The sequence below is a fragment of the [Clostridium] scindens ATCC 35704 genome (assembly GCF_004295125.1).
Taxonomy (GTDB): Bacteria; Bacillota; Clostridia; order Lachnospirales; family Lachnospiraceae; genus Clostridium_AP; species Clostridium_AP scindens.
Genome location: NZ_CP036170.1, coordinates 3,365,254 through 3,390,217, shown reverse-complemented (window position 1 = coordinate 3,390,217; position 24,964 = coordinate 3,365,254). Strand labels below are relative to the sequence as shown.

Sequence of the window (24,964 nt, the reverse complement as noted above, 5' to 3'; positions counted from 1 at the left end):
ATTAGGCAACTGAACTCTTCACGAACAAGTATGGCATATCTTTTCCTAACTTCTGATAGTTCAGACCGTGGGAAAGCTCCCGTCCTCTTGTTTCGGAAGTATTAAAGCTGTCTATGGTTTCTTTGCCCAAGATTTCCGACATTTCTTTAAGGGTCGTTTTCTCCTTGCCGCCGAGGAACAGGGTCGTATCGCAGTTGCCGACAATGGTATCTGCGTTGTCCTTGTAGATTGCCTTTAGCTGCGACTGGCTCTGCAAGATGATTGAAGCGGAGATTTCACGGCTTCGGATAGTAGCAATGAGCTTTTCAAACTTCGGTATCTGTCCGATATTTGCAAACTCATCAAGCAAACAGCGCACATGAACAGGCAGCCGCCCGCCGTAAACGTCGTCGGCTTTATCACAAAGCAAATTGAAAAGCTGTGTGTAAAGGATTGATACAACAAAGTTGAAAGTATCGTCGGTGTCGGAGATGATAACAAAAAGCGCGGTCTTTCGGTCGCCCAAAGTGTCAAGCTCCATTTCGTCGGTTTCCATGAGTTTACGCAGCTCCCGAATGTCAAAGGGCGCAAGCCGCGCACCGCAGGAAATGAGGATAGAGCTTCTTGTTTTTCCAGCAGACAGCAAAAACTTCTTGTACTGGCGCACCGCAAAATGTTCCGGGTCTTTTTCTTCCAAGCGTTCAAACATGAGGTCAACGGGGGATTGAAATTCCGGGTCGTCCTCGCGGGCTTCCGACGCATTTATCATTTCAAGCAGCGTCGTAAAGTTTTTTTCGTTCTCCGGGGCTTCGTACCAGATGTAGCCGATAAGGGCGCAATAGAATAAGCGTTCCGACTTCACCCAAAAATCCTCGGCGGATTTTTCCCCATCGCCTTTGGTGTTGGCGATAATGGTATTTACCAGTTTCAAAATATCCCTTTCGCTGCGGAGATAGGCAAAGGGATTGTACCGCATGGATTTCTTAAAATTGATGGTGTTTAGCACCTTGATTTTGTACCCGCCCCGCTGTAAGAGCTTCCCGCACTCGATTAAAACCGTTCCTTTCGGGTCGGTTACAACATAGCTGCTGTGCATTTGCATAAGGTTCGGTTTTACAAAAAACCTCGTCTTGCCGCTGCCGGAGCCGCCGATGACAAGCACGTTTTTGTTCCTTGCATACTTCGGGTGTTTCGGGCGGCTTGACATCATCAGCCTTTCAGTCTGCGTCAGCAGCACATTATTTTCAAACACGGGGTCGATATATGGCTTTATGTCCTCGGCGTTGCCCCAACGGGCAGAGCCGTACTCCATGCCTTTACGGTATTTCTTTGCGTTCTTGCCTTTCACATAAACCGCAAGCCGGATAACGACAGCCCCGATAATGCCGATAAGCAAATCCGCAGGGGCAAAGCTCGGCAGAGCATTTGAAAAAGCAGCGGAAAAGCCGCTGCCAATGGAAAGTAACTTGCCGGAGAGGTCAGCCCCCGGAGAGAGCCGGAACGCCTGTCCGACTTTATCAAAGAGATACACAAAGAGCAGATACGGAGCGTTTAAGATAAGCAGCTTCTTGATATTTGGCTTCATAGTTCAATCCCCCTGTCCTTGTGTTTTGTCTTTTGACGGTTTGCGTTAAGCTGTTTTGCAGCTTCTCGGAATGTGGCAAGTGCCTTTCGGATAGAGGGCTTTTGCTCCTTATTCAGCTTCTTTGCGGAAAACTCCTTAAAGGCTGCGGTCAGAGCGTCCGCGTCCCGCCCCTTGAAAAAGACGAGATAACGGGGCGGCGTTTCGGTACTGTCTTTCTTTAAGGCAAAGTCGATACCGTACTTTTTTGCTGTACTCTCAAAGGCTTTGATATTGCCCTCGGTTATCTCAATGTTGGATAGCCCCGCGTTCTGCTTCGCAAGCTGCTTTAGGGTCTGCTTGCCACGGGGCGGTTTACCTTGCTGCTTTTTGACTTCTGTAAGCATGGTCTTGATTGCCTTTTGCAGCATTTCAGCGGTTAGCTTCGCTCCTTTGATAGAGAGCGCAACCACTTTCTCGTTGATTTCATCTTGCAATATTTACCGTCCTCCTTTCCCGGTAGTAGTGATAGTGTTAAGGTGGTACGCCGCTTTTGGGCGTGAAAAAAGGGCGTCCGTTCTTCACGTCGCCCCGTTAAATCCGTACTCGCAGCCCGTTCAAATCCTCGGCGCGAATACCTACAAGATACCAGTTGTCCCCGTACTCAATCCGGGTCGGCTTCCATTTGCCGCCTGTGAATACGTCCATGCACTCGCCGCAATGCAAGCCGCCGTAATAGTCGGTAATGTCAAAGCGAATGTCGTAGCGGTCAGCGGTTTCGTCAAAAATCAAAGCTCCTGTTTTCTGTGCCATGTGGTAAATCCTCCTTTTTTCGTTTACAGGCTTTCGCCCTCGTTGTAGGTGTAATAGTCCGGGTCGCCGTACTTCGGCTTCCTCGGTGCAAGTGCGCCGCTTGCCATATCGTGAGCCACAAGGGAAGTGTAATAGCTGTCAATGGTAGACGGGGCATTAAAAAGCACCGCCTTTAGGTACTGCTTGATGTTGCGGATTTTCGTGGTGTTCTCCTGCATACAGTCAAGCACAAAGCGGATATGTTCGCTGTTCAGTTTCATAAACTTTGACTTCACAAGCTCGGCGGGATAATCGTCCCCGGCAATACGGATTTTCTTTCTTGACGTACAGACAGTTTCAAGCATGAGGTCAACAATCTCATTCAGACGGTCGCGGTCAAGGCGTCTATCCTGTACGATAAAGTCATACTCGATATTGTCCTTGATAATTTCCTCATACACTCTGTAAGCGTCGCTTCTTTCCGTTCTTTTCCGTTCCGGCGGCTCTGCCGCTTCGTCCTCGTCAAAAGGCAAGGGATTTAGGGAATGGATAGGAATGGAATCGGTACTTGATAAATCTGTAATTGATTTTTCTTTTTTGGGTAAGTCAGTTCTTGATATATCTTTATTTAATTGCGTTGGATTATCCGACGTCGGATTATCCGTTGTCGGATTTTCCAATATCGGATTTGCCGCTGTTGGATTTTCCAATACCGGGCAATCCAATCCCGGCGGCTGCGGCTGTTCATAAATAGTGTACTCGATAGCGGTCATTTTGCCTTTCTCGTCGCGTCCCTGCCGTCTTGTGATATATCCGGCTTTTTCAAGCTCCCAAACGGCGGTACGGATAGCGTCGATACTTTCCCGGTTGATATAGGACAGTCCCGCAAGGGTGTAGTCCCAATTCTCCGGCAAAGACAGCATTTGTGAAAGCAGCCCCTTTGCCTTTAAGGAAAGTTCCTTATTGCGTAAGTGGTGGTTGCTCATTACGGTGTAGCCTGTCGTTCTTTCCACGCGGAATACTGCCATAGCTTCATCACTCCTTTGCTGTGGATTTGTTACGCAGTAGAACGGCGATTTTGAGGGAAAAGGTATAAATCCCTTGCCGTGTAAAAAACGTGTCCGCAAAGCCGCTTATATCAAGACTTTTTCAGCCCCTACTGCGTAACAAAGGGCATGAAAAAAGCAGCGTTCCTGTTCTTCCATGTGGAAGTGAGAAACGCCGCCTATGCGGTACGTTTTGTTTGAAAACAGCTTGTCCTATCGTTATTTTGTGGCAAGTTGTTCTTATGATAACGTAGCGTGAGAAAACTTGTCCTACAAAAAATGTAGTGTTTCTGCGGGTTTTCAGCTACGTTGTTCTTACGCAGTCGTACCATCTGCTGCCATGTCTTCGTGCAGATCGGTGATAGGATCGCCTTTGGATTGGAGATAGGTGGCGGTCCATGGCGCCCCGCTTGCGGCCTGTGGCCATAAAGCCAGGGTATGGTCTACATAATATTTATCAAAGCCGGATTTCTCGATTTCTTCCGGGGTAAGATTCCTGGTCAGCTGATGGACGATGGCGCATACCATTTCCATGTGCGCCAGTTCTTCCGTGCCGATATCGGTCAGGATGCCAGTTACCTCTTTGTAAGGCATTGTGTATCTTTGGGAGAGATATCGCATAGATGCGGCCAGTTCCCCATCAGGACCGCCAAACTGGCTGATGATGACCTGAGCGATCTTGGGATTGGTCTGTGTGATTCTTACCGGATGTTGGAGTCTTTTCTCATAATTCCACATATATTAGCATCCCCCTTCCTGCCATGGCCATGGCTCGTTGATCCAATTCCAGCGTTCGGTGCAAGTGCTTGCGGTATCAAGCGTAAGAGGACCATAATATTTGGCGTATTCCTTCAGCGCCTGGACGCGCTGCTTTTTGAATTCGTCGAAGAATTCCATTGCCTCTTTGTTGCAGGGGTGCGTATCCAGGAACAGTTTCACGTCATCTACTGCAAAACTGACTACGTTGATCCAGTCTAATAAATCTTTGCGGCAAGGCCTGTTATCTGTCATTTGCAGCAACCTCCTATCCCTTTGAATGGCTTATCTAATTCTTCGAATATCGTACCCCTGTGGAATCCTTTTTCCACTTCATAAATTGCCCGCCATTGCTGCCATGGCACGTAAGCCATAGCGATTGGCAGGCCATTAAGCTCATCATATTCTGCTCTGTCGTCGCAGCATGTCGACTTGCTTGACATCGGACGGACAGAAGCAGCCGCAGGCGAAGTCTGTCGGCTGCAGCCGCTTTGGCCGCGTCTTGTACAATCAGATGTGTTATAGCGATAATTAGGCATATGCTTTGCTCCTTCCATAAACGTTTACAATAACAGTGTATGGAAAAACCGATAAGATGTGAGCATTCCGGCGGAAGAGGAGAGATCCAAAAAGCCAGCGGCAGATGACAGTTTCCACATATTTAGCGCATAGGGAAGCGACAAAAAAACGGCATAGTATATGATTCTTTGCAAGCCTGTTGACTTTGCAATCCCAGGAAATTATGGTGGATTTATAACATAGAAGAGATGAAGAAAGGAGAGCGGATAATATGGCAAGTTATACACCCGGGACATATACCGGAAAAGGCTATGGAGTAAGAGGAAAGGTGATATTGGAGGTTACATTCTCAGAGGATCGGATCACGGACATTAAGATTGTTAAGCATAAGGAAATCTACGGGCAGGCATATGGCTTGGAGAGTTCGCCTTTTGAATATTACATTCCTAAGATTATCGAGCATCAGTCGCTGGCAGTTCCTATGGTGGTGGGAGCGGAAGTAGTGTGCGGCGCTATCGTGCATGCGGTCGCCTCATGCGTAGAGCAGGCCGGAGGGGATGCAGATGCCTTAAAGAAGGTTCCGGTACCGGTTCCCGCGAAGAAGCCGGACCGTACGATTGACGCAGATGTGGTCGTATTCGGCAGCGGCCTGGCAGGACTGTCCGCGGCCGTGGAAGCCGCAGATTGCGGGGCCAAGGTTGTTCTGGTGGAAAAGCAGGGAATCGTAGGAGGATCTTCCGCAATATCCGGAGGCAAGCTGATTGCGGCAGATACCCGTATGCAGAGAGAGCAGGGAATCTATGACTCGCCTCAGGAACTGTTCGGATTCTTGAAAAATGCAGCTGGCGGATTCCTGGATGATCCCAAGATCAACTATTTCTGCTATCATGCCAATGAGAACCTGGAATGGCTGATCAAGATGGGGCATGAGGTACAGGATTTAGAGGCGCCCCATGGCTCTCAACTGCCATGGAGGATACACAATTGCATCGGCGGAGAAGGGCAGACCATGGGATGGGGCGGCAGCTTCATCGTTCCGCTGAATAACCGGTTCCATGAACTGGGCGGCACTACGCTTCTGAATACGGCGCTGTCAGAATTGATCAGAGAAGATGGAAGAGTCGTTGGAGCCAAAGCAGTAGATACGCAAGATGGCAGCACCGTGACTTTCCACGCCAGCCAGGGAGTAATTCTGGGGACAGGCGGATATGCAGCCAACAGGGAACTGGTAGAATCCAAGTTTCCGTGGATGAAGGACTACTATTATAACTGTCCGGATTCCAGTCAGGGAGATGGAATCTGGGCTGCTGAAGCCATCGGGGCAAGAAATTACCAGCATCCCTATCTCCAGACCATGCTGCTTCATGATCGAAGCGGGGCAGGCGTCAATGAAGAGTCAGGGCTGATCGTGACCCGCAGCGGGAAACGGTTCTGTAATGAATATCAGTTCCACAGCCTGGTTGGGGCCGAACTTGCGCGTACGGGAAGCGCTGGCGCATGGTATATCACCTGCGGCGACGAGCCCTTCCAGCTGCTGAATTATGCGCTTACCCTGCCAGATACCCCCAAGGCCGGCAGCATAAAGGAACTGGCAGGAAAGATGGGCGTTGACCCGGAGGTTCTGGAAAATACGGTGAATCGCTATAATGAACTGTGCCGCGCAGGATTTGACGAAGACTTCGAAAAGCCGGCAGGCCAGATGCACGAATTGAAAGGCCCTGTTTATTATGCGGTATTCTTAAAGCCGGCCACCTCCATAACATTTGGCGGCCTTCAGATTGACATTACAGGAAGAGTCCTGGATCAGGAGGGACGAATCATCCCCGGACTGTTTGCATCAGGAGAAGTGGCGAATACAGGCAATTTTGGCCACGGTGTTCCTGCATGCGGCTATAGCCTTGGGCATGCCCTGTGCTTTGGACGGATTGCAGCCCGCACAGCTTGCCAGAGAGAGATGCTGTAATATAAAATTTAGTAAAAATGACGAATTGACACTTGAGGCTTTCTGATGTTATACTCCTCATACAAGTAGACAAAGGTCTTCATTACTGACGGATAATGTGGAGTACCACAAGGGAATGAAGATCTGTAATCAAGCCGACCGTCTGGGCAGCATCGTTTTTTGATGCTGCTCTTTTTTGTCCATCATTACCAGGATAAAAGGAGAGCAGCAGCGAATTGGTGTCATATTCAGAATATAGGAGGAAGTATCAGATGTTTACACAATGGGAAGGATTTCAGACAGGAAAATGGCAGGAAGAGATCAATGTACGCGACTTTATCCAGAGGAACTATGCGCCTTATGAAGGAAACGAAGAGTTCCTTAAGCCGGCTACCGGACGCACGGAGGAACTGCTGCACAAATTCGAGAATCTGCTGGTGCTGGAAAGAGAGTTTGGCGGAGTGCTGGATATTGACACCCATACGGTTACCTCTCTTTTGAACTATAAGCCCGGCTATCTCGACAAAGACAAGGAGATCATCGTAGGGCTGCAGACGGACAGGCCGCTAAAGCGCGGCGTCAATCCTTTTGGCGGACTTCGGATGACAAGAGAAGCCTGCAAGGCTTATGGCTACGAATTGTCCCAGAAGGTAGAAGACGAGTTTCAATACAGGACCACGCACAATGACGGTGTGTTCCGCGTCTATAACAAAGCCACCAAGGCGGCAAGGCACTGCGGGCTGATCACAGGCCTTCCGGATGCATACGGAAGAGGACGCATCATCGGAGATTATAGAAGAGTGGCCCTTTACGGCGTGGACCGCCTGATTGAAGAAAAGCAGAAAGATAAAGACAGAATCAGTATGGAGACGATGGATGTGGATCACATCCGCCAGCTGGAGGAACTGTATCAGCAGATTAATTTCCTTGGAAAATTAAAGGAAATGGCCGCCATGTACGGCTATGACATCAGCCAGCCGGCCCAGAATGCAAAAGAAGCGGTTCAATGGCTCTACTTTGCGTATCTGGGAGCGATCAAGGAACAGAATGGCGCAGCGATGAGCCTGGGCAGAACCTCTACCTTCCTGGATATTTATTTTGAAAGGGATCTTGAAAGAGGCATCTTAGATGAGACACAGGTTCAGGAGATCGTGGATGACTTCGTGATGAAGCTTCGCATGGCCAGGCATTTGAGGACGCCGGAATACAATGATCTATTTGCTGGAGATCCCATGTGGATTACGGAATCCATAGGAGGCATGGGCGAGGACGGACGCACGCTGGTGACCAAGAACAGCTATCGCATGCTGCATACGCTCTATAACCTGAAGCCATCAGCAGAACCAAACCTGACCGTACTGTGGTCAAAGAATCTGCCGGAGAATTTCAAGCGCTTCTGTGCAAAAGTATCCTGCGATACGGATGCCATCCAGTATGAGAATGATGACCTGATGCGTCCGCAGTTCGGGGATGACTATGGAATCGCCTGCTGCGTTTCGGCTATGAGAATCGGAAAAGAGATGCAGTTCTTTGGCGCAAGGGCGAACCTGGCCAAGATGCTTCTGATGGCGCTCAACGGAGGAAAAGACGAGAAGCATAATATGCAGGTGGGACCGAAACATGAGCCATACCAGGGCGAGTATCTGGAATATGACAAGGTTATGGAACTGCTTGATATCTACCGGCCTTGGCTTGCGAATATGTATGCCAATACGATGAATGTGATTCATTATATGCATGACAAGTATGCATATGAGAAGACCCAGATGGCGCTTCATGATACGGACGTGCATCGGTATATGGCATTTGGCATTGCGGGAATGAGCGTTCTTGCAGACTCATTGTCAGCCATCAAGCATGCAAAAGTCAGATGTATCCGCGATGAGGAGACGGGGCTGATTACGGATTATGAGATTATCGGGGAGTATCCGGCCTTTGGAAATGATGACGACCGGGCAGACCAGATTGCCAGCGAGCAGGTAAGACTGTTCTATGAAGAACTTAAGAAGCAGAAACTGTACAGAGATGCAGAGCCGACGCTATCGATCCTGACCATCACGTCGAACGTGGTGTACGGGAAGAAGACGGGAGCCACCCCTGACGGGAGAAAAGCAGGAGAGCCGTTTGCCCCCGGGGCAAATCCAATGCACGGAAGAGACATAAACGGCGCGCTTGCATCCCTGAACTCTGTGGCCAAGATTTCCTACCAATACTGCAAGGATGGGATCTCCAACACCTTCTCCATCGTGCCTCAGGCCATGGGCAAGACGGAGGAAGAGAGGCTGGCGAATCTGACTGCGGTTCTGGATGGATACTTTGGACAGATGGCACATCACCTGAATGTAAATGTCTTAAACCGCGACACGCTGGTAGATGCCTACAACAATCCGGCAAAGTATCCGAACCTTACGATCCGGGTGTCCGGATATGCGGTCAACTTTAACAAGTTGACAAAAGAACAGCAAAAAGAAGTGATCTCCCGGACATTCCACGAGAGAATATAGGGATTCCTGGTTGTTTTTACCTCTGTATCTGAGTATAATAGATACGATTGGAGTGTAAAATATGGCTAGAAAAAAAGAAACAAGAAAAAAGCGAACAAATGCCGTCAGTTATTTTGACTATAGCTTGCTGGCCGTGCTGATATTCCTGTCCTGTTTCGGCCTGGTGATGCTGTATAGCACAAGCGCCTACAGCGCTTTGGTAAATTATGGGGACAGCATGCATTATTTTAAGCGGCAGATTCTGTTCTGCATCGTTGGATTTATCGGCATGTATATAGTTATGAAGATAGACTATCATGCCTATATTAAATGGGCAAAGCCGATTTATTTCTTCTCCGTATTCATGATGCTTTTGGTAAAGACGCCTCTCGGAAAAGAGGTAAATGGCGCCAAGCGCTGGATCAAGCTTCCTTTTGATCAGCAACTGCAGCCATCGGAGATTGCGAAGATTGCAGTGATTCTGTTCATACCGGTGCTGATCTGCAAGATGGGCAAGGAGATAAAGACGCTAAGAGGCATTGGACAGGTCCTCCTGTGGGGCGGCTTCTCTGCGGCCTGCGTCCTTTTTCTTACAGATAACCTGAGTACTGCCATTATCGTTATGGGAATCTCATGCATTATGGTATTCGTCGTACATCCGAAGACGAAGCCCTTCATCGCCATCGTTATTGCCGGACTGGCAGTGATTCTGGTGGGAGTGAAGATACTGGGAATGGCGCTTGCAACCAGCGAGAACTTCCGCCTGCGAAGAATTCTGGTATGGCTGAATCCGGAAGAGCATGCCTCAGAGGGCGGATACCAGATCATGCAGGCCCTCTATGCCATTGGTTCCGGAGGATTCTTCGGCAAGGGACTGGGCAACAGCGCACAGAAGATGATCATTCCCGAAGTGCAGAATGATATGATTCTTTCTATTATATGTGAGGAACTGGGCGTGTTCGGAGCGATCATCGTCCTGGTGCTATTCGGAATGCTGCTGTTTCGACTTCTGTTTATTGCCCAGAATGCGCCGGATCTTTATGGATCCTTGATCGTAACAGGAATCTTTGCCCATATCGCCCTTCAGGTAGTATTGAATGTGGCGGTTGTCATCAATCTGATTCCTACGACGGGAATCACGCTTCCGTTTATCAGTTACGGAGGAACCTCGATTCTGTTTTTGATGGCGGAGATGGGGATTGCGCTGGGGGTATCGCAGAGAATCAAAATCAGCGAATAAAATACTTTTCTTTCTGGCATAAATATGCTATGATGAATAATGTAGTATTCAAAACTACATATAATAGAAATAGATGACATGCTAAAACATATAGATGTCTGCATGCCGGGAGGAACGATATGAGTTATAAGATCATTGTTGACAGTTGTGGAGAATTGACAGAAGATATGAAGGCGTCCGGATATTTTGAGACGGCATCATTAGAGATAGATGTAGCAGGACACCATATTATCGATGACGAGACATTTGACCAGGCAGGCTTTCTGAAACTGGTGGCATCCTCGCCGGAATGTCCCAAGTCATCCTGCCCATCTCCGGAAAGATATATGCAAGGATACTGCTGTGATGCGGATCATGTATATGCGGTAACCCTGTCGGCAGAATTAAGCGGTTCTTACAACAGCGCCATGCTGGGGAAGAATCTGTATCATGAAGAGCATGGAGAGAAAGATATCTATGTGTTTAATTCACGGTCCGCATCAGTGGGAGAGACCCTGATAGCCATGAAGATTGCCGAGTGCGAGGAAAAAGGCATGGAGTTTCAGAAAATCGTAGACGAGGTGGAAGCATATATCGCCCAGCAGGACACGTATTTTGTACTGGAGACTCTGGAGACGCTAAGAAAGAACGGACGGCTTACAGGCCTTAAGGCGATCGTGGCCACGGCGCTTAATATCAAGCCGGTTATGGGCGCTACTGAGGATGGAGTGATCAAGCAGCTGGGACAGGCCAGAGGAGTCAAGAAAGCGCTGATAAAGATGGCGGATCACGTGGTGGAAAATCTGAAGAATTCCAAGGATAAGATATTGGCGATTTCCCATTGCAACTGCCCGGACAGAGCGGAATATGTGAAGGAGATGCTGATGGCAAAGGCGCAGTTCAGGGATGTGGTGATCCTTGATACGGCGGGAATCAGCAGCATGTATGCGTCCGACGGGGGCATAATTGTGGTTGTATAATCCGCAGGATTGTGATAGAATATTTCTAGCCTGGAAAGAAGGAGCCGGAAATTATGAGTCAGGAAAAAGTAGATAGATATAAGAAGGAAAAAGCAAACCGTAAGAAGAATTTGAAAAAAGAGAAGTTCCAGAACATCCTGCGCAAATGCGTGGTGGGAGTCGTGGGACTTGTATTGATCGGGTGGATCGGGTATTCCGCCTATGGAACGTATGAATCCAACAAGCCGAAGGATAAGGTGCAGATTGACTATACTGCTGTCAAGGATCTGACGCAGAACCTTGCCGATGCGGCTGAAGCAGGTGAATAGCAGCAAGACAGACGCGATTGCGGGCAGAAGAAATTCTGCCCGTTATTTTTTTGCCTAAAATTATAAAAAGGGCTTGAAAACAATAAAAAAGTAGTTTACAATGGTTTCAAGTGGTAGAAAGTGGTGAGAAGTGGAGCAAAGTGGTAGATAAGTGGAAGACCACTGGGAGAAGGTGAGTTCTTATGTTGAAAGGAGAGTACAGTCATAATATTGATGCAAAAGGCAGATTGATCATTCCGGCCAAGTTTCGTGACGATCTAGGGGAGCATTTCGTCATAACAAAAGGAATGGAAAATTGCCTCTATGTATACCCGGAAGACGAATGGAACACCTTTGAAGAGAAACTTAACGCCTTACCCACGACCACAGATAAAAAAGCCCGCGCGCTTGCATACTTCTTTATAGGAAGCGCAACTGACGGAGACTTGGATAAGCAGGGAAGAACGCTTGTCCCTTCCGTTTTGAGAGATTTTGCCAAACTGGATAAAGAAGTAGTATTCATCGGCATGGGGAAGCGTGCCGAGATTTGGGACAAAGCAAGATGGGATGAAAAGAATGCTGAAGTGGAACTTAACATTGAAGATATTGCATCTGATATGGAAGCCAGCGGATTCAGTATCTAGAGGGAGAAGATATGGAATTCGAGCACAAGTCAGTATTACTGGATGAGACAATCAATGGATTAAACATCAAGCCGGATGGCATCTATGTAGATGGGACGCTTGGTGGAGGCGGACATGCCTATGAAGTATGCACACGCCTCGGAACAAAGGGGAGTATTATAGGAATAGACCAGGACGCGGCGGCCATCGAGGCTGCAGACGCCCGTTTAAATGACTTCGGGGAGAAAGTCACCATAGTCAGGAGCAACTATTGTGATATGAAGTCGCGGCTCCATGAACTGGGAATTGACAAGGTCGACGGAATCATCCTGGATCTGGGCGTATCATCTTATCAATTGGATACGGCAGAACGTGGATTTTCCTATCGAGAAGATGCGCCTCTGGACATGCGGATGGATACACGTCAGAAAATGACAGCCAGGGACATCGTCAATGACTACAGCGAGATGGATCTTTACCGTGTGATCAGAGATTACGGGGAGGATAAGTTTGCCAAGAACATTGCCAAACATATCGTAGCCCAGCGCGGTAAAGGTCCCATCGAGACGACAGGCCAGCTGACAGAGATTATCAGAGGGGCCATACCAATGAAGTACCAGAAGAAGTCTGGGCATCCGGCAAAGCGGACGTTCCAGGCTATCCGTATTGAATTGAACCGGGAACTGGAGGTTCTAAGAGATACACTGGACGACATGATCGAACTATTGAATCCGGGTGGAAGGCTATGCATTATCACGTTCCACTCGCTGGAAGACAGGATTGTAAAGAGCGCATTCAAGAAGAATGAGAATCCTTGCACCTGTCCGCCGGATTTTCCTGTATGTGTATGCGGGAACGTATCAAAGGGGAGTATTGTTACTAGAAAGCCCATCCTTCCAAGCAAGTATGAGATGGAGGCAAACAGCCGCTCAAAGAGCGCGAAGCTTCGTATCTTTGAGAGAAGATAAGTGCCGATAGATAGAAGACAGAAAGGGGTGACAAACATGGCGGCAAGACAGAATTATTCAGCAGGCAGACAGCAGTACGCAAGAAGAAGCAGTGAAAGAAACAGCGCGTCCGCACAGATGTATGTATATGGCAATGTGGTAACAAAGCCGGCATATGAGCCGAGACGCCATGAAAAGTCGCCCGAAAGACCAGTGAAAAGGACAAGCCGCCAGGTGCGCAGAAATAGGAGACAAGCCCTCCATATGAGTTCCGCGTACGTGGTTTTCCTGACAATAGCAGCATTGATGGCATTGATCGTGTGCGTCAATTATGTGCAGCTTCAGTCCAGGATCACCAGCCGTTCCAAGAACATTACTGCGATGCAGGAAGAACTGGCGGATATGAAAGAAGAGAATAATACCAAGTATAATGCGATTATGGATTCCGTCAATCTGGACGAGATACGCGATAAAGCGCAGACGGATCTGGGAATGGTATATGCTTCGCCACAGCAGGTTGTAGAATATGACAACCCTGCCACAGATTATGTGAAGCAGTATGAGAGCATTCCGGAAGACGGGGTGCTTGCCCAGTCAGACAAGAATTCTAAATAGGTGGAAATATGGCAAAACAGACAAAAACTTTCTTTAAGAAAAGATTTTCCAAACGAATGCAAAAAAAGCTAGTAATGCTCTTCGTGGCAATTGTACTAGCTTTTGTTTTCTTAGTTGGCAGAATAACCTATATCAACGCAGCCAGCGGAGACAAGTACACGAAGGTGGTTCTGGATCAGCAGCAGTATGACAGCAGGACCATTCCTTTTAAAAGGGGAGATATCGTGGACCGCAACGGTACGAAGATGGCAACCAGCGAAAGGGTCTATAACGTGATCCTGGATGTGAAGGTTATGATGAGCGATAAGGATTATATCGAGCCGACGATTGAAGTGCTGAAGGACTGTTTTGGAATCGAAGAAGACAAGGTACGGGAACTGATGGATAAGAGCCCGTCCAGCAGATATAATATATTGCAGAAAGGCGTGGATTACGCCAAGGCAAAGGAATTTGAGAAAATAGACAAGGATGACAAGAAATATCCGGATGTGAAGGGAATCTGGCTGGAGGAAGACTATATCAGGACGTATCCTTACAACACGCTTGCCAGCGATGTTATCGGCTTTACCGTCGATGGAAACGTAGGCAGCAATGGAATCGAGGCATCCTATAATTCCATCCTCAATGGAACGGATGGAAGAGAGTATGGGTATCTGGATGATAGTTCCTCCTTCGAGCGTACGGTCAAGGAGGCTGATAACGGCAGCACAGTGGTTTCTACCATTGACCTCCAGGTGCAGAATATCGTGGAAAAGCACATTCTGGAATTTAATGATGAGCACAAGAATGAGACGACTCCGGGCGAGGGAAGCAAGAATACGGCGGTTATCGTAATGAATCCTCAAAATGGAGAGATCCTTGCAGAAGCCTCCTATCCGAATTATGACTTGAACAATCCAAGGGATATGTCGAAATATTACTCGGAAGAAGAACTCGCCGCAATGCCGGATGATGAAAAGATTGAAAAGCTGAATGAACTGTGGAATAATTTCTGCATCAGCGATACCTACGAGCCAGGCTCCACATTCAAGCCATTTACCATTGCCGCGGGACTGGAAACCGGGATTCTGACCGGGGACGAGAATTATGTATGCGGCGGCGTGCTTCATGTAGGCGACCACGACATCCACTGCAGCAACAGGGATGGACACGGCCCGCAGACTTTGAAGCAGTCTCTTGAAAATTCCTGCAACGTCGCGCTGATGGAAATCGGCCAGAGCATTGGCACGGAAGAATTCTGCCGTTATCAGAAACTATTTGGATTTGGGGAATATACCGGGATTGACCTTCCGGGAGAAGGATCTACCGAAGGACTTCTGTATACGCCTGAGAATATGGATGCGGCCAGCCTTGCTACCAACGCATTTGGCCAGAACTTTAATGTGACGATGACCCAGATGGTGGCTGCTTTCAGCTCACTGATCAATGGAGGGGACTATTATAAGCCCCATGTGGTAAAACAGATACAGGATGACAACGGCAATGTGACGGAGAACAGGGATCCTGTATTGATGAAAAAGACGGTATCCAAGGAGACCAGCGATATCTTGAAAGATTATATGCTGGGCGTTGTTCAGGAAGGTACTGGCTCCCTGGCAGCTGTAGAAGGCTATGATGTGGGCGGTAAGACGGGAACAGCGGAGAAACTGCCCAGGGGCAACGGAAAGTATCTGGTATCTTTCATCGGATATGCGCCCCAGGAAAATCCGGAGGTAGTGGTATATGTAGTCGTAGATGAGCCGAATGTGCCGGGACAGGCCTCTAGTTCCTATGCGACGGAACTGTCCTCCAAGATCATGACGGAGATCTTCCCTTATCTGGGAATAGAAAAATCAGCGGACGCTGAGGGAAATTAGCTGAATAACCTTACAAAAGCCATAATAAATTATAGAAACGGCTTTTGTGAGGTTTTTTCAATATGAAGAATAAAACGTATAACAAGAAAAAGATATTCGTAGTATTCATCTGCGCGGCTGCAATCATTCTGGCGCTGGTGGGGAGGCTGGTCTATCTGATGGTATTTGATGCCCAGTACTACCAGAAGAAGGCGGAAGCCCTTCATGAGAGGGAGCGGGAGATCAAGGCGGCCAGAGGAGAGATTGTGGATGCGGGAGGCACCGTCCTGGCTACTAATAAGACGGTCTGTACCATCTCTGTGATCCATAGCCAGGTAAAAGATCCGGAAACCGTAATCCGGGAACTTTCCGCTGCCCTTGAGATGGACGAGACGACGGTGCGAGCCAGGGTGGAGAAGGTGTCTTCTATGGAGCGGATCAAGGCGAATGTGGATAAGGCTACCGGGGATAAGATTCGAAACCTGGAATTGGAAGGCGTGAAGGTGGATGAAGATTTCAAACGATACTATCCTTATAACGAACTGGCCTCCAAGGTCCTTGGATTTACCGGCGGAGATAACCAGGGAATTATCGGACTCGAGGTAAAGTATGAGGAATATTTAAAGGGAATTAATGGAACGATATTGACGACAACGGATGCCAGAGGCGTGGAACTTGACGGGGTGGCGGAAGACAGGGTGGAGCCGGTAGCGGGAAATACGCTTCAGGTAAGCCTGGATTATAATATCCAGATGTATGCCCAGCAGATGGCGGAAAAGGTAATGGAAGAAAAGCAGGCAGACAAGGTGGCTATCCTGCTTATGAATCCGCAGAACGGGGAGATACTTGCCATGGTAAATGTGCCTGAGTTCAACCTGAACGAGCCCTTCACCTTGAATTCGGGAGAAAGCGGCGATTCTATGACGGATGAAAAGAAGCAGGAAGCCTTGAACCAGATGTGGAGGAATGGATGTATCAATGATACCTATGAGCCAGGCTCCACCTTTAAGATCATCACTGCATCCGCCTGCCTGGAGGAAGGCGTGGTTCATCTGGATGATACATTCAGCTGTCCCGGATACCGGGTGGTGGAGGATCGCAAGATCCGCTGCCATAAAGTAGGAGGGCATGGATCAGAGACTTTTGTCCAGGGCATTCAGAATTCTTGCAATCCTGTATTCATTGATATCGGGCTGAGGCTGGGAGTGGACCGGTTCTACGACTATTTCGGGCAGTTCGGGCTGATGGATATGACAGGCGTAGACCTTCCGGGCGAGGCAGGAACGATCATGCATAAGAAGGAGAATATAGGGCTTGTGGAACTGGCGACGATGAGTTTTGGCCAGTCTTTCCAGATTACCCCGATGCAGATGGCAACTACGGTCAGTTCCTTAATCAACGGGGGAAGAAGAGTGACGCCCCACTTCGGGGTAAGGGTCCTGGATTCGAAAGGAAAAGAAATAGAAGAGTTCCGCTACAAAGAAAAAAAGAATATCGTATCAGAAGAGACTTCCGCTACCATGCGCATGCTTCTGGAGAGCGTGGTATCCGAAGGATCCGGGAAAAACGCCAAGGTGGAAGGTTTCCGGATAGGCGGGAAGACGGCTACCTCCCAGACGCTGCCACGAAGCGCCAATAAATATATCTCTTCGTTCATTGGGTTTGCACCTGCGGATAACCCGCAGGTGCTGGGGATGTGCGTCATATATAATCCGCAGGGAGTCTATTATGGCGGGACGATCGCAGCGCCTGTCATAGGGAACATATTTGAGAATATATTGCCCTATCTTGGCATTGAAAAACAATAGGAAATGAAGTATACTAGGTAAGGTTAAGAAATTGCCTGATTAACAAAAGAGACGAAGAGGTGGATTATGGATTATAAAGTATTTATACCAGTGTTGATATCCTTTGCATTGTGCGTAATTATGGGGCCGGTGATCATACCGATATTAAGAAGGCTTAAGATGGGCCAGACAGAGCGGGAAGACGGCGTAAAGTCCCATCTTAAGAAGGCAGGGACGCCTACCATGGGAGGCGTCATTATACTTCTGAGTATTGTGATTACTTCTGTGTTCTACATCAAGGATTATCCCAAAATCCTTCCTATATTATTTGTAACCTTGGGATTTGGCTTGATTGGCTTTTTGGATGATTACCTGAAAGTGGTGATGAGGCGCTCGGACGGATTATACCCGAAGCAGAAGATGGCCCTGCAGATTGTTGTTACCGCCATCTTTGCATTCTATATCCTGAAATTTACGGATGTATCCCTTGCGATGCTGCTTCCGTTTTCCGGCGGAAAATATCTGAATATAGGCTGGCTTGCAGTTCCGGTCATGTTCATTGCGGTAATCGGAACCGTAAACGGCGTAAACTTTACAGACGGCCTGGATGGCCTTGCTTCCAGCGTTACCGTGCTGGTAGCCACATTCTTCACGGTGGTTGCAATCGGAACCAAGAGTGGCATCTCGCCGATTACGTGCGCGGTGGTAGGAGCGCTTCTTGGCTTCCTGCTGTTCAATGTATATCCGGCCAGCGTGTTCATGGGAGATACGGGATCCCTGGCGTTGGGAGGATTCGTGGCTTCCACGGCATATATGCTGCAGATGCCCATATTTATCATTATTGTAGGCCTGGTGTATCTGGTGGAAGTGGTATCTGTCATAATCCAGGTGACATATTTTAAAAAGACCGGCGGCAAGAGGTTCTTTAAGATGGCGCCGATACATCATCATTTTGAACTGTGCGGATGGTCTGAGACAAAGGTTGTGGCAGTATTTTCTATTATTACGGCAATCCTGTGCCTGATTGCATTAATGGCTATGTAGGAGGATATCTATGGAAGTAAAAGAGAGAAAATTCCTGGTGTTTGGATCTGGAATCAGTGGAATAGGAGCAGCAAAGCTGCTTGCGCAGCATGGCGCGCAGGTGGTGCTGTATGACGGCAATGAGAAATTGGATAAAGCAGGACTGCTAAGCAGCCTTGGGGGAGGCCCGAAGACATCGGTGGTACTGGGAAGTTTTCCGGAAGATCTGCTGGATGGCCTGGATATGGTAATCTTAAGTCCCGGCGTTCCTACAGACCTTCCCGTGGTGGAAGAGATGAGAAAGCGGGGCATCCAGGTGATCGGCGAGGTAGAACTTGCCTATGCGTTTGGCAAAGGCGATGTTCTGGCGATCACCGGCACCAATGGGAAGACCACGACGACCTCCCTGCTGGGCGAGATCATGAAGAATTACCAGGATGATGTATACATTGTCGGCAATATAGGCAATCCCTATACGGCCGTGGCAGGACAGATGAATGAAAATACGATTACGGTAGCCGAGATGAGCAGTTTCCAGTTGGAAAGCATCGTGGACTTTCGCCCGAAGGTGAGCGCGATTCTTAACTTTACGCCGGATCATCTCAATCGACACCATACCATGGAAGCCTATGTGAACGCGAAAAAGAATATTGCCAGAAATCAGGGCCCGCAGGACTATTGCATCCTGAATTATGAAGACGGCCTGACAAGAGAATTTGGAAAGAAAGTCAAAGCACAGGTTCTATATTTCAGCAGCCAGCGTAAACTAGAAAAGGGAATCTATCTTGAGGATGGCAATATCATCTATAGGGACGGCGAAGAAGTCAGCGTATGCCGCGTAGATGAACTGCAGCTTCTTGGAACCCATAATTACGAGAACGTAATGGCAGCCGTTGCCATGGCTTATGTTTATGGCGTGCCTATGGAGACCATCCGCAAAAGCATCAAGGAGTTCAAGGGAGTAGAGCATAGGATCGAATATGTGACGGAGAAGAACGGGGTCGCCTATTACAATGATTCCAAGGGTACCAACCCAGATGCCGCGATCAAGGGCATCCAGGCCATGAACAGGCCGACGGTGCTGATCGGAGGAGGATACGACAAGGATTCCGCCTACACGGATTGGATTGAAAGTTTTGACGGAAAAGTGAAAAAACTGGTGCTTCTTGGGGCAACGAAAGAGAAGATCGCAAAAGATGCAAATGCCTGCGGATTCAAGGATTACCTGTTTGCAGATACATTTGAAGAGGCGGTGCTTACGGCAGCGAAGATCGCCATGCCAGGGGATGCAGTACTGCTATCGCCGGCATGCGCAAGCTGGGATATGTTCCCAAGTTATGAAGTACGCGGAGAGAAGTTCAAAGAGATTGTAAATTCCTTATAAGGAGTGGCATAGATTGGCACAATCTAAAAAAAGAAATTCGAAGCATGATTATACGCTTCTTGCTGCGTTACTTCTTCTTATCATCATGGGCTTGGTGATCCTGTATAGTACGAGTGCATACAACGGAGAAGTAAAGTTCCATGATTCATTTTACTATCTGAAGAAGCAGGCTTTTGCCATGCTTCTGGGTATTGCCGGGATGTTTGTGGTGGCCAATATGGACTATCACTGGTGGAGGCATGTGGCTGTGCTGGGATACTTTACGGCAATCCTTTTGTCGGTTGCAGTCTTATTTGTAGGCGATGAGTATAATGGGTCCAAAAGATGGTTGTCTTTGGGGCCTTTTTCTTTTCAGCCTTCCGAATTTGCCAAGGTTGCGGTGATATTGTTTCTGGCCCATGTGATAACGAAGGATATAAAGAATATGGGAAAGATGCGTACGATGATCAAGGTTATGGCTATGATCCTGCCCATCGTCGGCCTTGTAGGAGCCAGCAACTTGAGCACGGCCATCATCATTCTGGGCATCGGAGTCATCCTGGTATTCGTGGCCAGCCCTAAGTACGGGCAGTTTGTGTTCATGGGGCTTTTGGGCATTGGATTCATGACGATCTTCCTGGCGCTTGAGAGTTACCGTCTGGAGCGCCTTGCCATCTGGAGGAATCCGGAGGCATATGAGAAAGGATACCAGACCTTGCAGGGACTCTATGCCATTGGCTCCGGAGGCCTGTTTGGACGGGGGATTGGCCAGAGCGTCCAGAAACTGGGTTTCGTCCCGGAGGCTCAGAATGATATGATCTTCTCGATTATCTGCGAAGAACTGGGACTGTTCGGGGCAGGATTTGTCTTAATCCTGTTCCTGATCCTTATCTGGAGATTTTTCGTGATCGCCACCCACTCCAGGGACTTGTTCGGAGCCCTGATCGCGACGGGAGCCATGGCGCATATGATGATCCAGGTCATCCTTAATATAGCAGTGGTAACCAATACCATACCCAATACGGGAATTACGCTTCCCTTCGTCAGCTACGGGGGAACGTCGCTGGTGTTCCTGCTTTTGGAAATGGGGCTTGTACTAAGCGTGTCTTCTCTGGTAAAATAGAACAGATAAGATGAAAAGAATAAAAAGGGAGTATATACCATGGGAAAAGAAAAGCGTCAGAAAGAGGAAAAGCCGGGAAAAAGAAAGAAGAAGTCCCACCGCCTGTACGCGCTGGTGGTCCTTCTGCTGGGAATCGCGATTATCGCGCTGGGCGTTCTGATTCTTTTTTATGTACAGAAGATAGAGATCAGCGGCAATGAATACTGCACGGATCAGGAGATCGCCGATACGGTGCAAAGTGATAAGTATTCCATTAATACGCTGTATATTCTTGGAAAATACGCGCTGGGATACGGAGAGCAGCTCCCATGCCTGGAAAGCATGGAAGTTGGGCTTAAGGCTCCTTGGGTACTCAAGGTTACAGTGAAGGAGAAGCCCATCGTAGGATATGTGCGCAATGGAGAGGATTATGCATATTTTGACAAGGCGGGGTTGGTGGTTTCAGAGTCGTCTTCCCTGATCGAGGGCCTGCCATGCATCGAGGGGATCGAGGTAAAGGATATTAAGCTGTACAAGCAGTTAAGGAGCGATGATACCAGGATATTTGAAGAAATACTGGAGACGTCCAAGGAAGTCGTGAAGTATCATCTGTCTACGGATCGTATTGTATGTAAGGATGACAAGATCTATCTGCATATCGGAAAAGTATGCGTAAGCCTAGGGAAAAACGTATCTTCCGAGCAGATTGCGCAGATTGCACCAATCATGGAAAAACTGGGAGATCAGGAAGGAACTCTTCATTTAGAAAATTATTCCGAGACAACTGAGACAATTACCTTTGATATTGGAGAATTTCCGGAAGAAAAATAAGAAAAATACTGTAATTCTATTGATATTTTATACAAAAGTCTATATTATATACTATATATGGCAGACTGAACTTTTTTCATTTGCTTTATATACGGGATGTATAATATATAATAAGGATAACAAAGGAGGAGAAACCCTTGCTAGAAATTAAAACGAACGAATCAGAAGCAGCGGCAAAAATAATTGTTGTTGGAGTCGGAGGGGGCGGTAATAACGCCGTCAACCGAATGATCGACGAGCAGATTGCCGGTGTTGAATTTATAGCCATTAATACAGATAAACAGGCATTGCAGTTATGTAAGGCTCCGACGCTTATGCAGATTGGGGACAAGATCACCAAGGGGCTGGGAGCAGGCGCAAGGCCCGAGATTGGAGAAAAGGCAGCAGAAGAAAGCGCAGAGGAGATATCAGCCGCATTAAAAGGCGCGGATATGGTATTCGTAACCTGCGGCATGGGCGGCGGCACTGGTACCGGAGCGACGCCTGTGGTTGCGCGGATTGCGAAAGAACAGGGAGCGCTGACGGTAGGCGTTGTGACAAAGCCTTTCCGCTTCGAGTCAAAGACACGTATGAATAATGCCCTTGCGGGAATTGAAAAATTAAAAGAAAGCGTGGATACTCTGATTGTTATCCCGAATGATAAACTTCTGGAAGTGGTAGACAGACGCACCACCATGCCGGAGGCCCTTAAGAAGGCGGATGAAGTATTGCAGCAAGGTATCCAGGGTATTACAGACCTTATCAATGTACCTTCTCTTATTAACCTTGACTTTGCCGATGTCCAGACGGTTATGACGGACAAAGGAATCGCGCATATCGGTATCGGACAGGGACGTGGCGATGATAAGGCTCTTGAGGCAGTTAAGCAGGCTGTTGCCAGTCCGCTTCTTGAGACAACCATTGCCGGTGCTTCTCATGTTATCATCAACGTATCCGGCGATATCACCCTTATGGATGCATCGGATGCGGCAGAGTACGTACAGGAACTGGCAGGAGAGGATGCTAACATCATCTTCGGTGCTATGTATGATGATTCCAGGGCTGATGAGGCGACCATTACGGTTATTGCCACAGGCCTTCATAATGTGGGAGGAAGCGCTTCTAAACTGAAAGCAAGACTTGAAAACCCAAGAGTTTCTTCCGTGCCTCATACAGCGGCAACGCATGCCCAGGGATATGAAAGGCCGGTACAGCCGGCGCAGACTTCCCAGGCATCTCCAAGGATTGACTTTGGCATGGCGCCCACGAAAGGCGGCGGCACTACCACTGCGGCAAAGCGTTCGGTAGGAGGGACTACGCCATCCTTAGAGACTCCAAGAACCCCAACCAGCAAGGTGAAGGAACAGTCTATCAAGATACCGGATTTCTTTAAGAAATAATAATGATAGGAAGCCAGATGCATGATTTTCATGCATCTGGCTTTTTTTCTTTTTTTCGTTCTATTTTTCTATATATCCTCTTATTGCGACAAGTTTTGTCAAGAAATTCTTTTTTTATTCCACAAAATTCTTTCTTTTATGCCAATGAGGGATACAAAGTGTTGTATGCCAGCATAAGACAAATCCGAAAAAATCATCTTATGGGAATCTATATCTTGTGTCTTGAAGGTGCTGTCGAACGAAAATAAAAATGGACTCCATCATCTGACAAAATCTTTTTGGAGCAACTCGTATAATGAATCTTGCCCACGTACCAAATCGATTTAGTATACCCAAAGAGAAAGAAGGTGGAACGTGTATTATGAATTGTACATAGACGTGTTTTTCACGGTGAACTTTACGATGGATTATATCCTTCTTGTGGCTGTAAGGAAGATGCTGAAATGTCCAGCCAGGCATGGACGCATTGCATTAGGAGCGCTCCTGGGATCAGCACTGACTTGTCTGGTTATAATTCTTCCAGTTCCCTATACGTTTGTCAAATTCGTACTGTTCCATGGCATGGTGAATGTTTTAATGATCAGGGCAGGGCTTTTAGTCAAGTGGGGATCAGATATGCTGAAGGCCTGGATACTGCTGTATATCAGCGGGTTCCTGACAGGTGGGGTGTTTCAATTCCTCGGACAGTATATGCGGATCGGAAGCCTGTTCTTTGTGCTGGCAGTAGCCAGTTACTATGTGGTGTCCGGCATCTGGAGCCTGATTTCCTATCTTTCCAGGCAGAACCAGTACAGATGCCAGGCAGACCTTTATATGAATGGAAGGAAATGTCAGGTACAGGCGTTGATTGATACGGGAAACAGCCTGAGGGATGAACTGACAGGAAAGCCGGTATGCATTCTGGATCAGGATGTGGCAAGAGAACTTCTCGCGGGGAGCGAGGCAGTCAAATTACGCTACATTCCCTATCATTCCATCGGCAAGAAGGATGGGGTCATGCCTCTTGTGACGTTGGATAAGATGTGCATACGCAATGACAAAAAGCAATGGATTGCAGAACCGATGGCGGCTATTTGCGAGAATGAGATGACCGCTGATAAATATAAGATGATTATAAATCCTGAGATTTTGGTAGGAGGAATAGATGATGATAATAAAAGTAGCAGTACCGCATCAATTTAAACTAAAGGTAATACCCGACTTCAAAGCGCTGCTTTTCCCGGACAAGAAGGATGTCCATTACATAGGCGGCTCCGATATACTGCCTGCGCCCCTTAATACCGAGGAAGAGACGGCGGCTATCAATGACTTGGGATCGGAGGACGAAGAGGAAGCAAAGAAGACGCTGATCGAGCATAACCTGAGACTTGTGGTGTATATCGCGAAGAAATTCGACAATACAGGAGTCGGTGTAGAGGATTTAATTTCTATAGGCACGATTGGATTGATAAAAGCAATTAATACGTTTAATCCGGAGAAGAATATCAAGTTGGCAACCTATGCTTCCAGGTGCATAGAGAATGAAATCCTGATGTATCTTCGCAGGAATAACAAGACAAAGATGGAGGTATCCATCGATGAGCCGCTGAATGTGGACTGGGACGGGAATGAGCTGCTGCTCTCGGATATTCTGGGGACGGACGAGGATACCATTTATAAAGATTTGGAGAACGAAGTGGAACGGAAACTTCTGGTCAAAGCCATCAGCCGCCTGTCCGGGCGAGAGCGAACCATTATCAAGATGAGGTTTGGGCTGGGAACGCCGGATGGCGAGGAGAAGACCCAGAAAGAAGTAGCAGATATGCTGGGGATCTCCCAATCTTACATCTCAAGGCTTGAGAAAAAGATCATGCAGCGGTTAAAACGGGAGATGGTAAAGTATTCATAGCGCAGGC

At 47.9% G+C, this 24,964-nt stretch carries 22 protein-coding genes, 2 pseudogenes and 1 riboswitch; of the genes and pseudogenes, 17 read left to right on the top strand and 7 right to left on the bottom strand.

The annotated features are described in order from the left end of the window. Positions 1-34: 34 nt before the first annotated feature. From HDCHBGLK_RS17365 to HDCHBGLK_RS17335, 7 genes and pseudogenes are all read right to left on the bottom strand, one after another. Positions 35-1,564 (bottom strand): annotated as a pseudogene (locus tag HDCHBGLK_RS17365) (VirD4-like conjugal transfer protein, CD1115 family); the annotation flags it as partial. Further along, positions 1,561-2,037, bottom strand: coding sequence for a PcfB family protein (locus tag HDCHBGLK_RS17360; protein ID WP_004605044.1), 477 nt, complete (start codon positions 2,035-2,037; stop codon positions 1,561-1,563). The pseudogene HDCHBGLK_RS17365 and the gene HDCHBGLK_RS17360, both read right to left, overlap by 4 nt. Positions 2,038-2,134: 97 nt before the next feature. Then, positions 2,135-2,353: a DUF5348 domain-containing protein gene (locus HDCHBGLK_RS17355; protein WP_004605045.1), complete on the bottom strand. Its 219-nt coding sequence runs from the start codon at positions 2,351-2,353 to the stop codon at positions 2,135-2,137. Between the two features lie 23 nt (positions 2,354-2,376). Beyond that, positions 2,377-3,360 carry a DUF6017 domain-containing protein gene (locus HDCHBGLK_RS17350; RefSeq protein WP_004605046.1) on the bottom strand — a complete coding sequence of 328 codons (984 nt, stop codon included), beginning with the start codon at positions 3,358-3,360 and terminating at the stop codon, positions 2,377-2,379. A 348-nt stretch (positions 3,361-3,708) separates the two neighbouring features. Continuing rightward, a pseudogene (locus HDCHBGLK_RS17345) lies at positions 3,709-4,116 on the bottom strand (manganese catalase family protein); the annotation flags it as partial. Positions 4,117-4,119: 3 nt separating this feature from the next. Next, positions 4,120-4,389 carry a spore coat protein CotJB gene (locus HDCHBGLK_RS17340; protein ID WP_004605048.1) on the bottom strand — a complete coding sequence of 90 codons (270 nt, stop codon included), beginning with the start codon at positions 4,387-4,389 and terminating at the stop codon, positions 4,120-4,122. Continuing rightward, complete coding sequence (locus HDCHBGLK_RS17335; protein ID WP_009248631.1) at positions 4,386-4,673, bottom strand: spore coat associated protein CotJA; 288 nt, start codon at positions 4,671-4,673, stop codon at positions 4,386-4,388. Before HDCHBGLK_RS17335 ends, HDCHBGLK_RS17340 begins: the two co-directional genes overlap by 4 nt. A gap of 251 nt (positions 4,674-4,924) precedes the next feature. Between HDCHBGLK_RS17335 and HDCHBGLK_RS17330 the strand changes: the two genes are divergently transcribed. The 17 genes from HDCHBGLK_RS17330 to sigE all read left to right on the top strand — a co-directional run bounded on the left by HDCHBGLK_RS17330 (position 4,925) and on the right by sigE (position 24,957). Next, positions 4,925-6,616 (top strand): FAD-dependent oxidoreductase, encoded by a 1,692-nt coding sequence (locus HDCHBGLK_RS17330; protein WP_004605051.1) that lies wholly within the window; start codon positions 4,925-4,927, stop codon positions 6,614-6,616. Between the two features lie 71 nt (positions 6,617-6,687). Next, positions 6,688-6,771: riboswitch (ZMP/ZTP riboswitch) on the top strand. A gap of 96 nt (positions 6,772-6,867) precedes the next feature. Further along, positions 6,868-9,099, top strand: coding sequence for a formate C-acetyltransferase (gene pflB / locus HDCHBGLK_RS17325; RefSeq protein ID WP_004605052.1), 2,232 nt, complete (start codon positions 6,868-6,870; stop codon positions 9,097-9,099). Positions 9,100-9,160: 61 nt separating this feature from the next. Further along, positions 9,161-10,318 (top strand): FtsW/RodA/SpoVE family cell cycle protein, encoded by a 1,158-nt coding sequence (locus HDCHBGLK_RS17320; RefSeq protein WP_004605053.1) that lies wholly within the window; start codon positions 9,161-9,163, stop codon positions 10,316-10,318. A gap of 119 nt (positions 10,319-10,437) precedes the next feature. Further along, positions 10,438-11,277 carry a DegV family protein gene (locus HDCHBGLK_RS17315; RefSeq protein WP_004605054.1) on the top strand — a complete coding sequence of 280 codons (840 nt, stop codon included), beginning with the start codon at positions 10,438-10,440 and terminating at the stop codon, positions 11,275-11,277. A 53-nt stretch (positions 11,278-11,330) separates the two neighbouring features. Further along, the gene (locus HDCHBGLK_RS17310; RefSeq protein ID WP_004605055.1) at positions 11,331-11,585 is read left to right on the top strand and encodes a hypothetical protein; all 255 of its coding nucleotides are present in this window, start codon (positions 11,331-11,333) and stop codon (positions 11,583-11,585) included. Between the two features lie 182 nt (positions 11,586-11,767). Continuing rightward, positions 11,768-12,208 (top strand): division/cell wall cluster transcriptional repressor MraZ, encoded by a 441-nt coding sequence (mraZ, locus tag HDCHBGLK_RS17305; RefSeq protein WP_004605056.1) that lies wholly within the window; start codon positions 11,768-11,770, stop codon positions 12,206-12,208. Positions 12,209-12,219: 11 nt separating this feature from the next. Beyond that, the gene (rsmH, locus tag HDCHBGLK_RS17300) at positions 12,220-13,155 is read left to right on the top strand and encodes a 16S rRNA (cytosine(1402)-N(4))-methyltransferase RsmH (RefSeq protein ID WP_004605057.1); all 936 of its coding nucleotides are present in this window, start codon (positions 12,220-12,222) and stop codon (positions 13,153-13,155) included. 36 nt (positions 13,156-13,191) lie between these two features. Continuing rightward, positions 13,192-13,749, top strand: coding sequence for a hypothetical protein (locus tag HDCHBGLK_RS17295; RefSeq protein ID WP_009248628.1), 558 nt, complete (start codon positions 13,192-13,194; stop codon positions 13,747-13,749). Positions 13,750-13,757: 8 nt separating this feature from the next. After that, complete coding sequence (locus HDCHBGLK_RS17290; RefSeq protein WP_004605059.1) at positions 13,758-15,605, top strand: peptidoglycan D,D-transpeptidase FtsI family protein; 1,848 nt, start codon at positions 13,758-13,760, stop codon at positions 15,603-15,605. Positions 15,606-15,667: 62 nt separating this feature from the next. Further along, positions 15,668-17,392 (top strand): peptidoglycan D,D-transpeptidase FtsI family protein, encoded by a 1,725-nt coding sequence (locus tag HDCHBGLK_RS17285; RefSeq protein WP_004605060.1) that lies wholly within the window; start codon positions 15,668-15,670, stop codon positions 17,390-17,392. A 66-nt stretch (positions 17,393-17,458) separates the two neighbouring features. Next, positions 17,459-18,415, top strand: coding sequence for a phospho-N-acetylmuramoyl-pentapeptide-transferase (gene mraY, locus HDCHBGLK_RS17280; protein WP_004605061.1), 957 nt, complete (start codon positions 17,459-17,461; stop codon positions 18,413-18,415). 10 nt (positions 18,416-18,425) lie between these two features. Beyond that, positions 18,426-19,778 carry a UDP-N-acetylmuramoyl-L-alanine--D-glutamate ligase gene (gene murD, locus HDCHBGLK_RS17275; RefSeq protein ID WP_004605062.1) on the top strand — a complete coding sequence of 451 codons (1,353 nt, stop codon included), beginning with the start codon at positions 18,426-18,428 and terminating at the stop codon, positions 19,776-19,778. Positions 19,779-19,863: 85 nt separating this feature from the next. After that, on the top strand, positions 19,864-20,880 hold the full coding sequence (locus HDCHBGLK_RS17270) for an FtsW/RodA/SpoVE family cell cycle protein (RefSeq protein WP_230104879.1): 1,017 nt from the start codon (positions 19,864-19,866) through the stop codon (positions 20,878-20,880). Between the two features lie 39 nt (positions 20,881-20,919). Further along, positions 20,920-21,690, top strand: coding sequence for a cell division protein FtsQ/DivIB (locus HDCHBGLK_RS17265; RefSeq protein ID WP_004605064.1), 771 nt, complete (start codon positions 20,920-20,922; stop codon positions 21,688-21,690). 137 nt (positions 21,691-21,827) lie between these two features. Beyond that, entirely contained in the window at positions 21,828-23,069 is a 1,242-nt protein-coding gene (ftsZ, locus tag HDCHBGLK_RS17260; protein ID WP_004605066.1) for a cell division protein FtsZ, read from the top strand. A gap of 354 nt (positions 23,070-23,423) precedes the next feature. Further along, positions 23,424-24,251 carry a sigma-E processing peptidase SpoIIGA gene (locus HDCHBGLK_RS17255; protein ID WP_004605068.1) on the top strand — a complete coding sequence of 276 codons (828 nt, stop codon included), beginning with the start codon at positions 23,424-23,426 and terminating at the stop codon, positions 24,249-24,251. Beyond that, positions 24,217-24,957, top strand: coding sequence for an RNA polymerase sporulation sigma factor SigE (sigE, locus tag HDCHBGLK_RS17250; RefSeq protein WP_039909257.1), 741 nt, complete (start codon positions 24,217-24,219; stop codon positions 24,955-24,957). The genes HDCHBGLK_RS17255 and sigE overlap by 35 nt, the downstream gene beginning before the upstream one ends. Positions 24,958-24,964: the final 7 nt, after the last annotated feature.

Excerpts from the sequence above, each read along its gene's own strand:
- HDCHBGLK_RS17355 (WP_004605045.1), bottom strand. The coding sequence starts at position 2,353 with ATGGCACAGAAAACAGGAGCTTTGATTTTTGACGAAACCGCTGACCGC.
- HDCHBGLK_RS17350 (WP_004605046.1), bottom strand. The coding sequence starts at position 3,360 with ATGGCAGTATTCCGCGTGGAAAGAACGACAGGCTACACCGTAATGAGC.
- HDCHBGLK_RS17340 (WP_004605048.1), bottom strand. The coding sequence starts at position 4,389 with ATGACAGATAACAGGCCTTGCCGCAAAGATTTATTAGACTGGATCAAC.
- HDCHBGLK_RS17335 (WP_009248631.1), bottom strand. The coding sequence starts at position 4,673 with ATGCCTAATTATCGCTATAACACATCTGATTGTACAAGACGCGGCCAA.
- HDCHBGLK_RS17330 (WP_004605051.1), top strand. The coding sequence starts at position 4,925 with ATGGCAAGTTATACACCCGGGACATATACCGGAAAAGGCTATGGAGTA.
- pflB (WP_004605052.1), top strand. The coding sequence starts at position 6,868 with ATGTTTACACAATGGGAAGGATTTCAGACAGGAAAATGGCAGGAAGAG.
- HDCHBGLK_RS17320 (WP_004605053.1), top strand. The coding sequence starts at position 9,161 with ATGGCTAGAAAAAAAGAAACAAGAAAAAAGCGAACAAATGCCGTCAGT.
- HDCHBGLK_RS17315 (WP_004605054.1), top strand. The coding sequence starts at position 10,438 with ATGAGTTATAAGATCATTGTTGACAGTTGTGGAGAATTGACAGAAGAT.
- HDCHBGLK_RS17310 (WP_004605055.1), top strand. The coding sequence starts at position 11,331 with ATGAGTCAGGAAAAAGTAGATAGATATAAGAAGGAAAAAGCAAACCGT.
- mraZ (WP_004605056.1), top strand. The coding sequence starts at position 11,768 with ATGTTGAAAGGAGAGTACAGTCATAATATTGATGCAAAAGGCAGATTG.
- rsmH (WP_004605057.1), top strand. The coding sequence starts at position 12,220 with ATGGAATTCGAGCACAAGTCAGTATTACTGGATGAGACAATCAATGGA.
- HDCHBGLK_RS17295 (WP_009248628.1), top strand. The coding sequence starts at position 13,192 with ATGGCGGCAAGACAGAATTATTCAGCAGGCAGACAGCAGTACGCAAGA.
- HDCHBGLK_RS17290 (WP_004605059.1), top strand. The coding sequence starts at position 13,758 with ATGGCAAAACAGACAAAAACTTTCTTTAAGAAAAGATTTTCCAAACGA.
- HDCHBGLK_RS17285 (WP_004605060.1), top strand. The coding sequence starts at position 15,668 with ATGAAGAATAAAACGTATAACAAGAAAAAGATATTCGTAGTATTCATC.
- mraY (WP_004605061.1), top strand. The coding sequence starts at position 17,459 with ATGGATTATAAAGTATTTATACCAGTGTTGATATCCTTTGCATTGTGC.
- murD (WP_004605062.1), top strand. The coding sequence starts at position 18,426 with ATGGAAGTAAAAGAGAGAAAATTCCTGGTGTTTGGATCTGGAATCAGT.
- HDCHBGLK_RS17270 (WP_230104879.1), top strand. The coding sequence starts at position 19,864 with ATGGGCTTGGTGATCCTGTATAGTACGAGTGCATACAACGGAGAAGTA.
- HDCHBGLK_RS17265 (WP_004605064.1), top strand. The coding sequence starts at position 20,920 with ATGGGAAAAGAAAAGCGTCAGAAAGAGGAAAAGCCGGGAAAAAGAAAG.
- sigE (WP_039909257.1), top strand. The coding sequence starts at position 24,217 with ATGATAATAAAAGTAGCAGTACCGCATCAATTTAAACTAAAGGTAATA.